Source organism: Mesorhizobium sp. ESP7-2 (assembly GCF_020164715.1).
In the GTDB taxonomy this organism is placed as follows: domain Bacteria; phylum Pseudomonadota; class Alphaproteobacteria; order Rhizobiales; family Rhizobiaceae; genus Mesorhizobium.
The window spans coordinates 1-13637 of record NZ_JAIUGQ010000003.1; the positions used below are offsets into that span (position 1 = coordinate 1).

At 62.0% G+C, this 13637-nt stretch carries 11 protein-coding genes; 2 read left to right on the top strand and 9 right to left on the bottom strand.

Annotation, left to right across the window (positions count from 1 at the left end; translation table 11 throughout):
• The 9 genes from LB543_RS04050 to LB543_RS04090 form a co-directional block, all read right to left on the bottom strand.
• A partial coding sequence (locus LB543_RS04050; RefSeq protein ID WP_224613137.1) for an outer membrane protein occupies nt 1-500 on the bottom strand: 500 nt, incomplete at its 3' end.
• Between the two features lie 1598 nt (nt 501-2098).
• Entirely contained in the window at nt 2099-2443 is a 345-nt protein-coding gene (locus tag LB543_RS04055; RefSeq protein ID WP_318012951.1) for a DUF982 domain-containing protein, read from the bottom strand.
• Nucleotides 2444-2526: 83 nt separating this feature from the next.
• On the bottom strand, nt 2527-3513 hold the full coding sequence (locus LB543_RS04060) for an ABC transporter ATP-binding protein (protein WP_224613329.1): 987 nt from the start codon (nt 3511-3513) through the stop codon (nt 2527-2529).
• 8 nt (nt 3514-3521) lie between these two features.
• Nucleotides 3522-4481 (bottom strand): ABC transporter ATP-binding protein, encoded by a 960-nt coding sequence (locus LB543_RS04065; protein ID WP_224613138.1) that lies wholly within the window; start codon nt 4479-4481, stop codon nt 3522-3524.
• Nucleotides 4478-5449 (bottom strand): ABC transporter permease, encoded by a 972-nt coding sequence (locus tag LB543_RS04070; protein WP_224613139.1) that lies wholly within the window; start codon nt 5447-5449, stop codon nt 4478-4480. Before LB543_RS04070 ends, LB543_RS04065 begins: the two co-directional genes overlap by 4 nt.
• A complete protein-coding gene (locus tag LB543_RS04075) occupies nt 5449-6465 on the bottom strand; it encodes an ABC transporter permease (protein ID WP_140808424.1) in 1017 nt (338 codons plus the stop codon). Before LB543_RS04075 ends, LB543_RS04070 begins: the two co-directional genes overlap by 1 nt.
• A gap of 39 nt (nt 6466-6504) precedes the next feature.
• Nucleotides 6505-8166, bottom strand: coding sequence for an ABC transporter substrate-binding protein (locus LB543_RS04080; RefSeq protein WP_224613140.1), 1662 nt, complete (start codon nt 8164-8166; stop codon nt 6505-6507).
• A gap of 18 nt (nt 8167-8184) precedes the next feature.
• Complete coding sequence (locus LB543_RS04085) at nt 8185-9090, bottom strand: proline iminopeptidase-family hydrolase (RefSeq protein WP_224613141.1); 906 nt, start codon at nt 9088-9090, stop codon at nt 8185-8187.
• Between the two features lie 38 nt (nt 9091-9128).
• Nucleotides 9129-10643 carry a leucyl aminopeptidase gene (locus LB543_RS04090; protein WP_224613142.1) on the bottom strand — a complete coding sequence of 505 codons (1515 nt, stop codon included), beginning with the start codon at nt 10641-10643 and terminating at the stop codon, nt 9129-9131.
• A 259-nt stretch (nt 10644-10902) separates the two neighbouring features.
• On the opposite strand from LB543_RS04090, the gene LB543_RS04095 reads away from it, so the two are divergent.
• Together LB543_RS04095 and LB543_RS04100 are read left to right on the top strand one after the other, a co-directional pair.
• On the top strand, nt 10903-11805 hold the full coding sequence (locus tag LB543_RS04095) for a LysR substrate-binding domain-containing protein (RefSeq protein ID WP_140757435.1): 903 nt from the start codon (nt 10903-10905) through the stop codon (nt 11803-11805).
• A gap of 353 nt (nt 11806-12158) precedes the next feature.
• A complete protein-coding gene (locus LB543_RS04100) occupies nt 12159-13616 on the top strand; it encodes an NCS1 family nucleobase:cation symporter-1 (protein ID WP_224613143.1) in 1458 nt (485 codons plus the stop codon).
• Nucleotides 13617-13637: the final 21 nt, after the last annotated feature.

The window sequence follows — 13637 nt, forward strand, 5'->3', positions numbered from 1 at the left end:
GTACAAGTTTCCCGAGACCCACCCCCAAAAGATTGCAACAAAAGCTGCGTCTCGGCAAACTTGTACTTGCTGAATGCAACGCCGCCATCGCCATAGATAAGCACCCGATCGATTGCGTACCCAAGGCGTCCGCGCACCGAACCCAGATAGTCCTGCTTGGTTTGGCAGACCGACCCAGGCGTGGCCGGACATTGACTATCGCCCTTTACGGTAGAGCCTGCGAAGTTGCCCTCAATGCCAATGACGAATTGGTTGATCTGATAGTTGTAGCCGATCTGCCCGCCGTACACGGCTCCGGACCCGTTTGTATTAAAGGGAACGAAGCCCGGAGAGCTTGCCGGCGACCAACGGCTGTCATTCCAGGCGCCACCGACTTGAGCGCCGACATAGAAGCCTGTCCACGAGTACGGCATGGCGGCCACTGGCTCAACCAAGTCGGCCGCCAGGACTGGAGAAGAGGCTGCCAGAAACGCCGCGGAACAGATGAGCCTGAGTTTCATGCCTTCGTCTCCAAATCGTCAACTTCCAGTTTGGCGCATTTTCCCATGAAAAGTCTGCGCTACTTTTGCAACAAGGTGAAATATTTACCGCCGGGGCCACGCACCGGCCGGGCGTCGCTCCGTCGCCAGGCCTTTGATCTCCTTCAATCGCATGCTTCGCCCATATTAGCGGAAGCGCATAAGGGTTGCAGCCGACGCGACTAGGCAACAGCGCCGGTTAGGCCCGGTATTTGCTGGCCGCCCCCGCTCGCGAGTGCCGGGCCGCTGCAGAGGTGACACTATGGGAACGTCGGCTTCCAGTCGCGGTTGAGCGCCTGCTGCTAGCCTTCGTAGTCAGGAGTGAGTGTGAAGAACACCGGCCGGCGGTCACGGCCCGCAGCCCTGCAATCCGAGCAGCCGAAGAGCCCGACGATCCGCGCTTGGACGAAGCGAGTACCGCGCCTGGAACGCCAGCAATGCTCCCCTTCGCAAACCGCGGTTTTGGCAACGAACTGTTCCGTAGCATACCTTGATGAGCAGCCCCTCTCCGCACATGCGGGCGAGGTAGCAGCGAGGAACGCCGATGTCGGTCAGGTCTTTTGTCCGGACTTGGCCCTTCTCGACAGCGAGCAAGACGGCGCGCTCTCAATGTCGGCTTCGGACCACCGGCAAGCCGGGTCCGCTCGGCGAGGTCGCGATCACGCTTCCCAACCCGCACGGAGGGCTTTGGCGTAGTTTTGAGGAGGATCGGCAAAGCATAGTTCGCAGTTTCCCGGCCCGGGGAGCCACTTCGAGTTGAACCTCGAACGCCGTGGGCCGCCTCTTACCCTCTCGTTTCCTCCAGACGTCCAAGAGCCCGCTGGAGCCTAGTTGTTCATCTGTACAAAACTGGCCGGTGGCGAACAGTGGATAGGCTAGCGCAAATGATCGCTCGGCAAGCGCGTATGCAATAGGGCGCGTTGAGCGGCAACTCGGCTAGTCTGTCGCAAGAACGAAAATGGAAGAGAAGCAGAACTTTCGTGTGCGATTTTTGCACACGACCTTCCGCAACCATCTGATATTACTTATCTATCTGCCCTGTCCATCATCGGGGCGATTGCGAGTTTTGCATTCAACATGTTGTTCGGATTGGTTTTCCAGGCGATCCGTCCAGGCGGATCGGGTTCTGCCGCGACATGTAGCGTATTTATTGCCGCAATCAAACTGTCTGCCGTCCTTGGTCATCAGCGTAGGTGCGGACGATTGCTTGCTGAACCAAGGAATCCTCGACCTGCCGGGTATGTCTGAGCCAATTGCGCCGGACCCCGTCTCAACAATGGAGTTACGGCGATGAGCGACCCGAGTCTGAGAAACCCGGTCTACGATCCGCAGGAGCCGTTGCTGATTGCGCGGCAACATGCGGGCGACGTCGATGGTATGACGGCGCTGTTCGAACCGGATGGGGTGATCGACTGTGGCGGTGGATGGTTTCCGCGCGGCCACGAAGCCATTCGCAGCTACTATGCCGATGTCATCGCCTCCGGCCGCAGGTTTGCCGGGGACGGCTTGCCCCGAAGCGCAGCGCAAGCGACATCGCGCCCGCAACGGGCGCGATCCACCAACAGTAAAGGCCGCGGCGGCTACCGCCGCAGCGCGTGTATGCTTGCCTTGCTGTCGCTGCCCATCGGCAGAGCCGTGTCATCGTCGAGAAGCCGCGTGATCCGGGCAAAGCCGGTGAACGCCTTTCTTGCTTCCTCCGCCGACATCTGTCCCGACAAGGCGGCCGAGCAGCAATTCAGCGCGCACTGATACACAGGCCCGCGCCGTCCTGTCGGCCATTTGCGCAAGAAAACCATCGCCTCGGCGACGCTGTCCACTTCTTCTACAGGGTACCCCTGCCCGCGCGATATTCGCACGGGCGAAAAGAAATGCAGGTAGTCCATTGTTTCCTCCGGTCGATCGAGATGCGCTCGACCGAACCCCATATAACGCGCCGCCCGGCGGTTGGTTCCATGCGAAAAACTGAATTTTTGAAGAATCTGGCGGTCGGATGGATGAGCGATGTCGCCTATACCGTCGGAAAGTGGCACGCCACCTTGCGGCCGGGCCTATACTCCCTCAGCTCCGGCCGCTCTGTGCGGCAGCGCTCAACCGCTATTGGGCATCGGGGATGGAACCGGCAGCCGGATGGCGGCTTGAGCGGGCTCGGTACGTCGCCTGTCAGGATGATCCGCTTGCGCGTCCCGCCGGGCGTAGTCTCGACGACGGGAACAGCCGAGATCAGCGCCTGGCTGTAAGGGTGGGCCGGGGCTGAAAACACCTCTTCCGCGGCCCCCTCCTCGACGATCGAGCCGAGATACATGACCGCGATGCGGCTCGAGACCTGACGCACCACGGACAGGTCGTGGGCGATGAAGACATAGGTGAGGTCCAGCTTCTCCTGAAGGTCGGCAAGCAGGTTGACGATCTGCGCCTGTACGGACACGTCGAGCGCGGAGACCGGTTCGTCGAGAACGACGAGATCGGGATTGAGGGCGATGGCGCGCGCTATGCCGACACGCTGGCGCTGCCCGCCCGAGAATTCGTGGGGAAAGCGCATGACATGGTCCGGCAACAGTCCGACGAGGTCGAAGAGTTCCGCGACGCGGTTGGTGATCTCGCGCGATGAGAGCCTGCCATGGATGCGCAACGGTTCGGCCACGAGATCGCCGACGCGCCGGCGCGGATTGAGCGAGGCCGACGGGTCCTGGAATACCATCTGCAGGCGCCGCCGCAGGGGCCTCAGTTCAGACAGCGACTTCGAGGTGATGTCGTCGCCTTCGAACAGAAGCTCACCGTCTGAAATGTCGTAGAGTCTAACCAGACAGCGCGCCAGCGTGGACTTGCCACATCCGGACTCCCCGACCAATCCGACGGTTTCTCCGCGCCGCACCGTCAGGGAGACATTGTCGACCGCGTGGACGGTTCGCCTGCCTTCGGCGGAAAAACGGGTGCCGATCGAGAAGCGCTTACCGAGCGAGCGCGTTTCGAGGATTGGACGGTCGTTGTCGATCATCGGTCCGCTCATGTCTGCGCCACCCGAAAGCAGGCCGCCGCGTGCGTGGCGGCGCCAAGCTCGGGCTTGCCGGTTAGACAGGGCTCGTACCGGACCGGGCAACGCGGGCCGAAGGCACAGCCTTGCGGCAACCGCAGCAGCGATGGCGGTGACCCGGGGATGGCTGGCAGGCGGCGGGGTTTCGCACCAGTCAGCGGCGGGATCGAACCAAGCAATGCACGCGTATAGGGGTGTCGCGGGTCGGAAAACAACTCCGTGCGGCTGCCGCGTTCGACGATGCGGCCGGCATACATGACCATGACCCGATCGGCGAGTTCGGAGACCACGCCCATGTCATGCGTGATGAAGACGACGGCCGATTTGTGCGTGGCGCGCAGCTTGCGCACGAGATCGAGAATGCCGGCCTGCACGGTGACGTCGAGCGCCGTGGTCGGCTCGTCCGCCACCAGCAGCGCCGGGTTGCAGGACAGCGCCATCGCAATCACCGCCCGTTGGCGCATGCCGCCGGAGAGCTGATGCGGATAGCGCGACATCGCTTCGTGGGGGTTGGGGAAGTTCACCTCGGCCAGAAGTTCCTCCACCCGCTCCATTGCCTTCGATTTGCTGATGTTGCGATGCGCGCGGATCTGTTCGGCGATCTGCCAGCCGATGGTGTAGACCGGCGTCAGCGCCGTCATCGGATCCTGGAAGATCATCGCGATCTCGTTGCCCCGCAGGCGCCTGAGTTCGCGCGGCGGCAGTCCGACCAACTCGCGGCCCTTGTAGCGGATCGAGCCTTCGATGATTGCGTTGGGGTCGGTGATCAGGCCCATCACCGCAAGCAGCGACACTGTCTTGCCGGAGCCGGACTCGCCGACGACACCGAGAATTTCGCTTTCCGCGAGATCGAAGGAAACGCCATCGATGGCCCTCACCAGGCCGTCATCGGTCCGGAAGGATACCCGGAGATCACGCACCGACAATATCATGATGTCCTCAGGCGCGGATCGAGAAGGATGTAAACGAAATCGACAACCGCGTTGGCGATCACCACGAACATGGAAGCGTACATCACCGTCGCCATGATCATCGGCAGATCGAGGTTCTGCAACGCGTCATAGGTGAGCTTGCCAATGCCGTGCAGGCCGAACACCACCTCGGTCAGCAGGGCCGAGCCGCCCACCAGCGCTCCGAAGTCGAGGCCGAACAAGGTTACGAAGGCGATGAGCGACGTGCGCAAGGCATGGCGCAGCAGGATGCGGGTCTCCGACAGGCCCTTGGCCCGGGCCGTGCGGATATAGTCTTCCTGCAGGGATTCGATGATGGCCGCTCGCAACACCCGCCCATAGATGCCGATGTAGAGGATGGCCAGCGTGATCCAGGGTATGACCAGCGTCAGGAACCAGCCTTTCGGATCGTCGGAAAAATTCTTGTAGCCGAGCGGCGGCACCCAGGAGAACGCCCAACTGTCGTGGTAGCGGCTCTGGGTGATCAGGTTCATCACCTCTCCCAGCCAGTAGACCGGCATGGAAATGCCGAGCAGACCCAACGCCATCAGCAGCTTGTCCAGCCAGCTGTCACGGCTGGCGGCGGCGACGATGCCGATCATGATCGAGACAACCACCCACAGGATCGCCGCTCCGAACACCAGCGAGAGTGTGACAGGGATCGAATCCATCACCGCCGGCACCACCTTCCAGCCACGATTGACGAAGGAGGTCAGATCGCCCGTGACGAAGATCTTCTCCATCATTTTCACATATTGCACGTAGAGCGGCCGGTCGAAGCCGAAGCTGTGGCGCACCGCCTCCAGCACCTCCGGGGACGCATTGCGGCCGGCGATGCGCGCCGCCGGGTCGGCCCCCGGCGTCGCGAAGAAGATCAAAAAAACGATGACCGAGATGCCGAACATCACGAACAGCATCTGACCGAAACGGCGCAGGATGGCATAGATCATCAGTCGCGCCCCAGCCGAACCTTGGAGCGTGGGTCGAGCGCGTCGCGCAGGCCGTCGCCGAAGACATTGAGCGCCATCACGGAAACCGCGATCGCCAGGCCCGGTACAAGCGCCACCAACGGCCTGGTGTAAAGCAGCGCCTGGCCGTCCTGGATGATGGTGCCCCAACTCGCCGCGGGCGGCTGCACGCCGATCGACAGGAAGGAAAGCGCCGATTCCGTCAGCATGTTCAGTGCCATCATCAACGGCACGAAGACGATCAGCGTGGTGGTGATGTTGGGCAAGATGTCGCGCCACAGGATCCGCGGCCCCGGCACCCCCAGATTGATCGCGGCGAGCACGAACTCGCTGTGGCGCAGCGACAGGACCTGCCCGCGTATCGGACGCGCCACGTAGGGTATGTAGACGATGCCGATGATGATGACCGGCAGCCACAGACTGCCGGACTCGATCTCGATCGGCCCGATCGAGATGCCTTGCGCGATGGTGACGATGGAAAGCGAAATCGCCAGGAGATAGATCGGAAACGCCCACAGCACATCCAGCAAGCGCGACAGCACCGTGTCGGTGAAGCCGCCGAAATATCCCGCGATCAATCCCGCCGCCGTGCCTAGAATCAGGGTGAAGATGGTGGCCGCCCCGGAGATCAGCAGCGAGCTCAGCCCGCCATAGAGCATCCGGGCCATGACATCGCGCCCCTGGCTGTCGGCGCCTAGGAAGTAATTGCCGAGCCGCCATGTCGGCCCGAGCGGCGTGTAGCCGAGCCCGAGCCCCTCTGTCGATTGTTCCATCACCGGAACGTCGGCGCCGTCGATCTGGATGACGGCGTCGAGCGTCGAGGCGAAGGGGTCCACGCCAGCCCATTTCGCGTAGAGAGGCGCACTAAGGCAGGCGAGGACGATGAGGAGGAACACGGCCAGGGATGCCATGGCAGCCCTGTCCGTTGCCAGCTTCGCAAACGCGACGGCCCAAGGCCCTCGCGTCTTGCGCGGCATGGCGACAGCTTCGTTCGACACGGACGTGCCCCTCCGCGGTTCGTTACTGCACCCAGGCCATTACTGTACCCAGGATTGGGTGATCATCCAGTTGAACTGCCGGTTGAACTTGAAATTGCCAACGCGCTTGCTGACGAAGTCGAGCCGCTTCGGCGTGAAAAGGCCGACGGCCGGTGCCTCGTCCGTGACTTGCCTGTCGATTTCGGCCCACAATTTGTCGGCGGCTTTCTGGTCGGTCACGCCGAGGTCCAGTGCCTTCTGCATCTTGGCGTCGATATCCTTGTCGCAGAAGCCGGCGATGTTGATCGAAGCGTCCGAACCCTCGCGGAAGGAGGCGCAGCTGAACAGGATGTTCAGGAAGTCCGAAGCCGCGGGATAGTCCTTGTACCATTGGGTGACGGACATCTGCACTTTGTTGTTGGTGTTCTGAATGTAGGTGAACTGGATGTTGGAAGAGATCGGCTTGACGTCGGCGACATAGCCGATGGTGGTCAGCACGCTCTGCAGATAGACGCCGATGGACCGTGAAATGGCCGTGTCCTCGACGATGATGGTCACCTTTTGGCCCTTGGTGCCCGATTCCTCGACGAGCTGCTTTGCCTTGTCGAGGTCAGGCGCCGACCATTTGGCGCCGGGGTTCTTGGTGAAGGGGCAGTAATCCTCGTGGCCGGGGAAGTCCGGAGGCAGGACCTGGCATACCGGCGAAGCGAGCACCTTGCCGCCAAACAGCTTGACCAGCGTGTTGCGGTCGACGGCGTAGGCAACGGCCTGGCGCGCCTTTTCATTGTCGAACGGTGCCAGCCGATTGTTGAGCGGCGCATACCACCAGGCCGAAAGCGGCGAGATGTGCAACTGGTCCATGGCCTTGGTGCCAAGTTCGCCAAGGCGATCGCTGGGCAGTGCGTCGAACATCCAGTCGGCTTCGCCGTTCTGGATCGCGGTGACGGCAGCTTCCTCGGAGAGGCCGAAATCATACTGGACGACATCAGGATAACCGTCCGGCTGGGCTTCCTCGCTCCACTGTTTGAAGTTGGGGTTGCGGGTCACCGTCATGCCTTTGTTGGGATCGAAGGCGGAGATCATGTAGGCACCGGTGCTGGGAATGGGCTTGGAGCCCATGTCTTCCGCGGGCGTGTCCGCCGGCAGCACCACGGCGTGCGGCAAGGCGAGCTTGTAGAGAATCTCGGCGTCCGGCTTGGTGAGGTTCAACGTGACGGTGCCGGCCGCTTCGTCGCCCACAACCCCGCCTTCCAGCGTGCAGCTCTTGGTGTCGGCAAGGCATTTGTCGGCGCCGACGATGCCGGCATAAAAGGTACCGGAGGTCGGTCCGGAGACCTTGAAGATGCGCTGGAAGGAAGCAACGACGTCCTTCACGCCGAGATCCTTGCCGTCGGAGAACTTGATGCCCTTGCGCAGCTTGAAGGTGAAGGTCTTTCCGTCATTGCTGACCTGCGGCAGCGCCTCGGCCAGATCGGGAACGATGGTGAAGCCGTCCATGCCCTCGGCCTTGCGGAAGGCGACCAGGCCGTCATAGATCGGCTGATACATTTGCCAGCCCTGATCGGTGTAGTTGATATGCGGATCGAGCGTTCCGGCGGCCGAGCGGGCCAGCAGGCGAATAGTGCCGCCTCGGTGTTCTTTGACATATTCGGCCTGTGCCGGAGCCAGCCACATGCCGGCCAGCAATGCCGCGGCCGACGCCGCCAAGAGCAATTTCTTCATGTCGTAGTTCCCCTTTTCTCAGTTGTCGTTGTCGTCCAGGAAGTCTCCCACCACCCGCATGCATAGATCCTGCTCTTCGACATGCGGCATATGGCTGGAATGCTCGAATATCTGCCAGCGCGATCCCTTGATGCCGTCCTTGAAGGGCTGCACTGTCGCAGGCGTGGCCTCGTCGTAACGGCCGGAGATGATCAGCGTGGGAGCATCGATGGCTGGCAAGCGGTCGATGATGCTCCAGCTCTTCAGCGTTCCGATGACGTGGAATTCGTTCGGACCGTTCATGACGTTGTAAACGGTCGGATTGCGCACGACCTGGGCGAAAGTCTCAGTCACTTCGGGCGGGAACGGCACGACCCGGCAGACATGGCGCTCGTAGAACACCATCGTCGCTGCCTGGTAGTCCGGATGATCCGTCGTGCCGGCCTGTTCGTGCCGGGTCAGCGTCTCCTGCACGTCCTTGGGCAGGTCGGCGCGTAGCCGGTTGGCCTCCTGTACCCATAGCGTCATGGACGCCGGTGAGTTTGCGATGGTCAGCGACTTCAGGCCCTTCGGTCGCGTCACCCCATATTCAGCGCCCAACATGCCGCCCCAGCTCTGTCCGAGCACGTGGAAGCCGCCTCGGATCCCGAGATGATCGACGAGGTTTTCAAGTTCGTCGATGAACAGCCTGGGCGTCCAGAAATCGGCGCCTCTGTCAGGCAGCAAGGTTGAATTGCCGCAGCCCAATTGGTCGTAGTGGATGACGGCACGGCCTGTTCGGGCAAGAAGCTTGTAGGCATCGACATAATTATGGGCGGCGCCCGGCCCGCCATGCAGGATAACGACCGGAGCCTTGCCGGCATCGAGCTCGCCGCTGACCCGATACCAAGTTTCGTAGCCGCCGAATCCGGCCCGCCCTTCCCTGGTGACGATTTCTGATGACATCCCCGCTCCTTGCGCGGTTGAAGACATGTTGCTTGTCACTAGTTCGCCTCCCGGCTGGACCGAACCCATTCTTCCAGCATCTGCACGCCGAACGCCGTGGCGCCTTGCCTGCCAAGGGGCCGATCCGTGTCGGCCAGTTCCTTGCCGGCAATGTCGAGATGCACCCAGGGCCGATCCTCGGTGAAGTGACGCAGGAACGCCGCGGCGTAGGGAGCGTCGCCGTCTTCCATGTCCTTGGCGTGATGCCGCAGGTCCGCGAACGGCGATTGCAGCCCCTCGTCATAAGCCCGGTCGAGCGGCAGCCGCCAGAACCGCTCGCCGACCGCTTCTCCGGCCGCGATCATCCGCGAGGCGATGGCATCGTCGGTGCTGAAGAGGCCGGCGAATACCGATCCGAGACCGCGCATCACCGAATAGGTCAAAGTGGCGAGGTCGACGATCACCGACGGGTTGAAACGCGAGGCGGTATAATAGAGGCAGTCGGCCAGGATCAGGCGCCCTTCCGCATCCGTGTCGAACACTTCCACGGTCTGCCCGGACGCTGTCGTGATGATGTCGCGCGGCTTGAGCGCGGTGCCCGACGGCATGTTCTCGGCAATGCCGAGCACGCCGACCACGTGCACCGGGCTGCCTTGCCGGGCCAGCGCGATCAGCAGGCCGACCACCGCGGCCGCGCCGCCCATGTCGGCCTTCATGTCGAACATCTGCTCGCCGCGCTTTATGCAGAGACCACCGGAATCAAAACAGACGCCCTTGCCGACGAAGGCCAGCGGCTGTGCGGGGCCACCCTTGCCGCGATAGCGCAGGACCGCGACGCGCGGCGGTCGCACCGAACCTGACCCCACGGCCAGGATCGCGTTCATGCCGAGTTCCCCGAGCCTTGCCGTATCGAGTATCTCGACGTCGATGCCAGCTTCGTGCAACGGCTCCAGATGATCGTGGAAATTGTCGGGATGGAGATGGTTCGGCGGCAGGTTGACCAGCGTGCGCGCATATTCGACGCCATCCGCGATGGCATTGATCCGCGCCAGTGCCGAATTCAGCTCCGAACCGCCGGCCCCGACCAGTTGCACCCGCAGGGTCCGATCCGCCCCCGCCCTTTGGCGCCGGTTGCGCATGTCGAAACGATAGCGCCGCAGCCGCATGCCAAGCGCTATTCTTGCCAGGATTTCCGCTCCCGGCAGACCTATGCCTGCAATAGGGTCCAGGACCAGGGTAGCCGCGCATTCCCCTTTGCCTTCCAGATGCGCAGCCAGCAGGCCGCCGGCGTGCGCCAAGGAGAGCGCGGTGACGGCCTCGGCCTTGCCCAGGGCAAGTACGATCACGCGACGGGCCGATACCGTCTGGGGGGCAATGACATCGATACAGGTGCCGGATTCGGCCAAGACGGTCGTATCGGCACATGCCCGGGAGAGGATCCCGCCCATTTCGGTATCCAGTGCCATTGCCCGCGGACCAAAGCCTGTCTGGGCAGTCTGCAAGATCACGACGACGGAGGTTTCCGCGGAAATCTCTTCCGCCGTTTCAAAGACCGGCACTGGCGATTGAGGCATAAGTGGGCGTTCTCCTCATTGTGGGCTTTGGCCGAAGCGCCGATTGCAGCTTGCGCAATGCTTCGCCTGCCACCGGTGGAAGCCGGTCAAGCCGGTCGCCGCCGTTGGTGGAATGGTGCCGAAGTCCCCAAATAGTCGTTTTCGTAAGAAGACTTAGTTGCTCTTCCCTCTTGGGTATCCCTGAACCGGCCAAGCGATCAAACGCCAATTTTGTCCATGTCGATTGACAAAAACTCAACTGACAATTCATGATCGGCCAATGGCCCTACCCTCACTCAATGGCATGCGCGCTTTCGAGGCCGCCGCACGTCTCGGCAGCGTCAAGGATGCAGCGGAAGAACTGCATTTGACGCCCTCTGCCATCAGCCGTCACATCCGTGCGCTTGAAAGGAATCTCGGTCAGGATTTGTTCGAGCGCGGCTTTCGTCAGATAACGCCGACCATCCGGGGCTCTTACTATGCACGCAGCCTCTCCGAGGCGTTCGAGGCCATCTGGCGCGCTACCGACGATGTCAGTCTCGCCAACGGCCCGAGCCACGGCAGGACCCAGCGTGTCCGGGTCCTGTGCGTGCCGGCAGTTCTGAACCTTTGGCTGGCGGACCGGTTGCCGAGCTTTCGCCGGCAGCATCCGGCCGTGGATCTGGAGATATCGACATCGGGCAAGCGGGCCAATTTCGATCTGGCCATCGTCGACGAGTTCGTCTACAAGGCCGGCCCGGCGCTGACGCTGCTGATCCCGCTGGTTCTGACGCCGGTCTGCGCGCCCTCGCTGCTCGACGGGCCGATGCCGCTGCGATCGCCCGCCGATCTGGTCAATCACCATCTGATCCACGAATGCGAGACCATGCGATGGAAGCGCTGGCTGGAGCAGGAAGGCGTCTTGGACACGACGCCGAAATCCAGCACGACGCTGGATGATTGCACGCTGATCATGCGCGAGGCGATCAATGGCGCTGGAATAGCGCTTGCCGACACGATGATGGCCCAGGATCTGCTGCAGCAGGGCAAGCTGGTCGCCCCGTTCAGCGCCCGCCACACCTATCCGGCCGGCATCTACCTGCATCAGCGTCGCAGCATAGGCAACAAGCCGGGTACCGGCCTGTTTCAGGATTGGCTGCTTTCCGAAGTCGAGGACCACAAGCGGGTCATGGCCATCGCCTAATGCATGTCGCGCGGAAGCGTCCTCGGTTCCGGGATTACGACATGCATAAAATCAGAAGCTTACAGCAGGTCAGGCGAATCCTATTCGCCGCGACATGCTGTAAGCAGCCGCTCTTGCCGACAGATGTTGTGAACGCGGGTTCATCCAGCCTGAAGCCGTGGATCGAAAATTCGAATCGACAGGCAGGCCTTTTGAAAAGCGGCTCACCATCATGGCCCGTCGATAATCGCGGTTCGTATTGAATATCTTTAAGGCCAAAGCCGGCAAATAGCTTGCTTGTCGGTTCCCCCGCGTCAGGCGTAACCTCTGCGGTCAACGCGTGAGGGCGCGTGATGCAAGAAGGGGACATTGCAATGACGATACAAGGCGCATCGCCTGACCTGTATAATGAAGACCTCGCTCCCGCCAAGGTTCGAAACTGGGGACCGTTCTCGATCTTCAACGTCTGGACGTCGGACGTCCATAGCCTGTGGGGCTACTACCTCGCCGCCAGCCTGTTTCTGTTCTGTGGCGGCTTCGTCAATTTCATCATCGCCATCGGCATCGGCTCGCTGATCATCTACGCGCTGATGAACATGGTCGGCTACGCCGGTGTGAAGACCGGTGTGCCCTACCCCGTGCTCGCCCGCGCCTCCTTCGGCATCTGGGGCGCCAACATTCCGGCACTGGTGCGCGCCGTCGTCGCCTGCTTCTGGTACGGCGCACAGACAGCCGCCGCCTCCGGTGCGATCGTCGCATTGCTCATCCGCTCGCAATCGTTCGCCGATTTCAACGCCAATACCCATTTCCTCGGCCATTCCGGCCTGGAGGTGATCTGCTTCGTGGTCATATGGGCCCTGCAACTGCTGATCATCCAGAAAGGCATGGAAACGGTGCGCCGGTTCCAGGATTGGGCAGGCCCCGCCGTCTGGGTGATGATGCTGCTCCTGGCCGTTTATCTCTGCGTCAAATCCGGAACCTTCGCCTTCACCAGCGACATCCCGATGGACGTGCTTCTGGAAAAGACCAAGGACGCCGGCGTGCCTGGAACGCCGGGCTCGTGGACGTCGCTGTTCGCGGTGGCCGCGATCTGGGTGACGTATTTTTCGGCGCTCTATCTCAATTTCTGCGATTTCGCCCGCTATGCGCCCAATCAGGCGGCATTGCGCAAGGGGAACATCTGGGGTCTGCCGGTCAACCTCATCCTGTTCTCGCTGGTCGCCGGCGTCACCACCATCGCCGCCTACGACGTCTACCATGAGGTGCTGCTGCACCCCGACCAGATCTCGGCCAAGTTCGACAGCTTGTTCCTAGCTGCCCTTGCCGCCTTGACGTTCGCGGTGGCGACCTTGGGTATCAATGTGGTGGCCAACTTCGTCTCACCTGCGTTCGACTTCTCCAACGTCTTCCCGCGTCAGATCGACTTCAAGAAGGGTGGCTACATCGCCGCCGTCATCGCGCTCGTTCTCTATCCCTTCGCACCGTGGGAAGGCAGTGCCGCCTCCTTCGTCAACGTCATCGGCGCGACGATGGGACCGATCTTCGGCGTGATGATGGTCGATTACTATCTGATCCGGAAGGGCGAGGTCGACGTCGAGGCGCTCTATCGCGAGGACGGCGAGTTCCGCTTCCAGGGTGGCTGGCACGTCAATGCCTTCATCGCCGCCGGCATCGGCGCCATCTTCTCCTCGATCCTGCCGAACTTCACCAACTGGCTGCCGTCCTGGTGGGGCGTTTATGGCTGGTTCTTCGGCGTGGCGATCGCCGGCGTCATCTATTACGTGCTGCGCACCGCCGCCCTGGGTGCAGGCGCCAAGATAGCAAAAGCCTGAAAGGCATTTCTGGGGCGGCGC

Excerpts from the sequence above, each read along its gene's own strand:
- LB543_RS04055 (WP_318012951.1), bottom strand. The coding sequence starts at position 2,443 with ATGGGGTTCGGTCGAGCGCATCTCGATCGACCGGAGGAAACAATGGAC.
- LB543_RS04060 (WP_224613329.1), bottom strand. The coding sequence starts at position 3,513 with ATGATCGACAACGACCGTCCAATCCTCGAAACGCGCTCGCTCGGTAAG.
- LB543_RS04065 (WP_224613138.1), bottom strand. The coding sequence starts at position 4,481 with ATGATATTGTCGGTGCGTGATCTCCGGGTATCCTTCCGGACCGATGAC.
- LB543_RS04070 (WP_224613139.1), bottom strand. The coding sequence starts at position 5,449 with ATGATCTATGCCATCCTGCGCCGTTTCGGTCAGATGCTGTTCGTGATG.
- LB543_RS04080 (WP_224613140.1), bottom strand. The coding sequence starts at position 8,166 with ATGAAGAAATTGCTCTTGGCGGCGTCGGCCGCGGCATTGCTGGCCGGC.
- LB543_RS04085 (WP_224613141.1), bottom strand. The coding sequence starts at position 9,090 with ATGTCATCAGAAATCGTCACCAGGGAAGGGCGGGCCGGATTCGGCGGC.
- LB543_RS04090 (WP_224613142.1), bottom strand. The coding sequence starts at position 10,643 with ATGCCTCAATCGCCAGTGCCGGTCTTTGAAACGGCGGAAGAGATTTCC.
- LB543_RS04095 (WP_140757435.1), top strand. The coding sequence starts at position 10,903 with ATGGCCCTACCCTCACTCAATGGCATGCGCGCTTTCGAGGCCGCCGCA.
- LB543_RS04100 (WP_224613143.1), top strand. The coding sequence starts at position 12,159 with ATGACGATACAAGGCGCATCGCCTGACCTGTATAATGAAGACCTCGCT.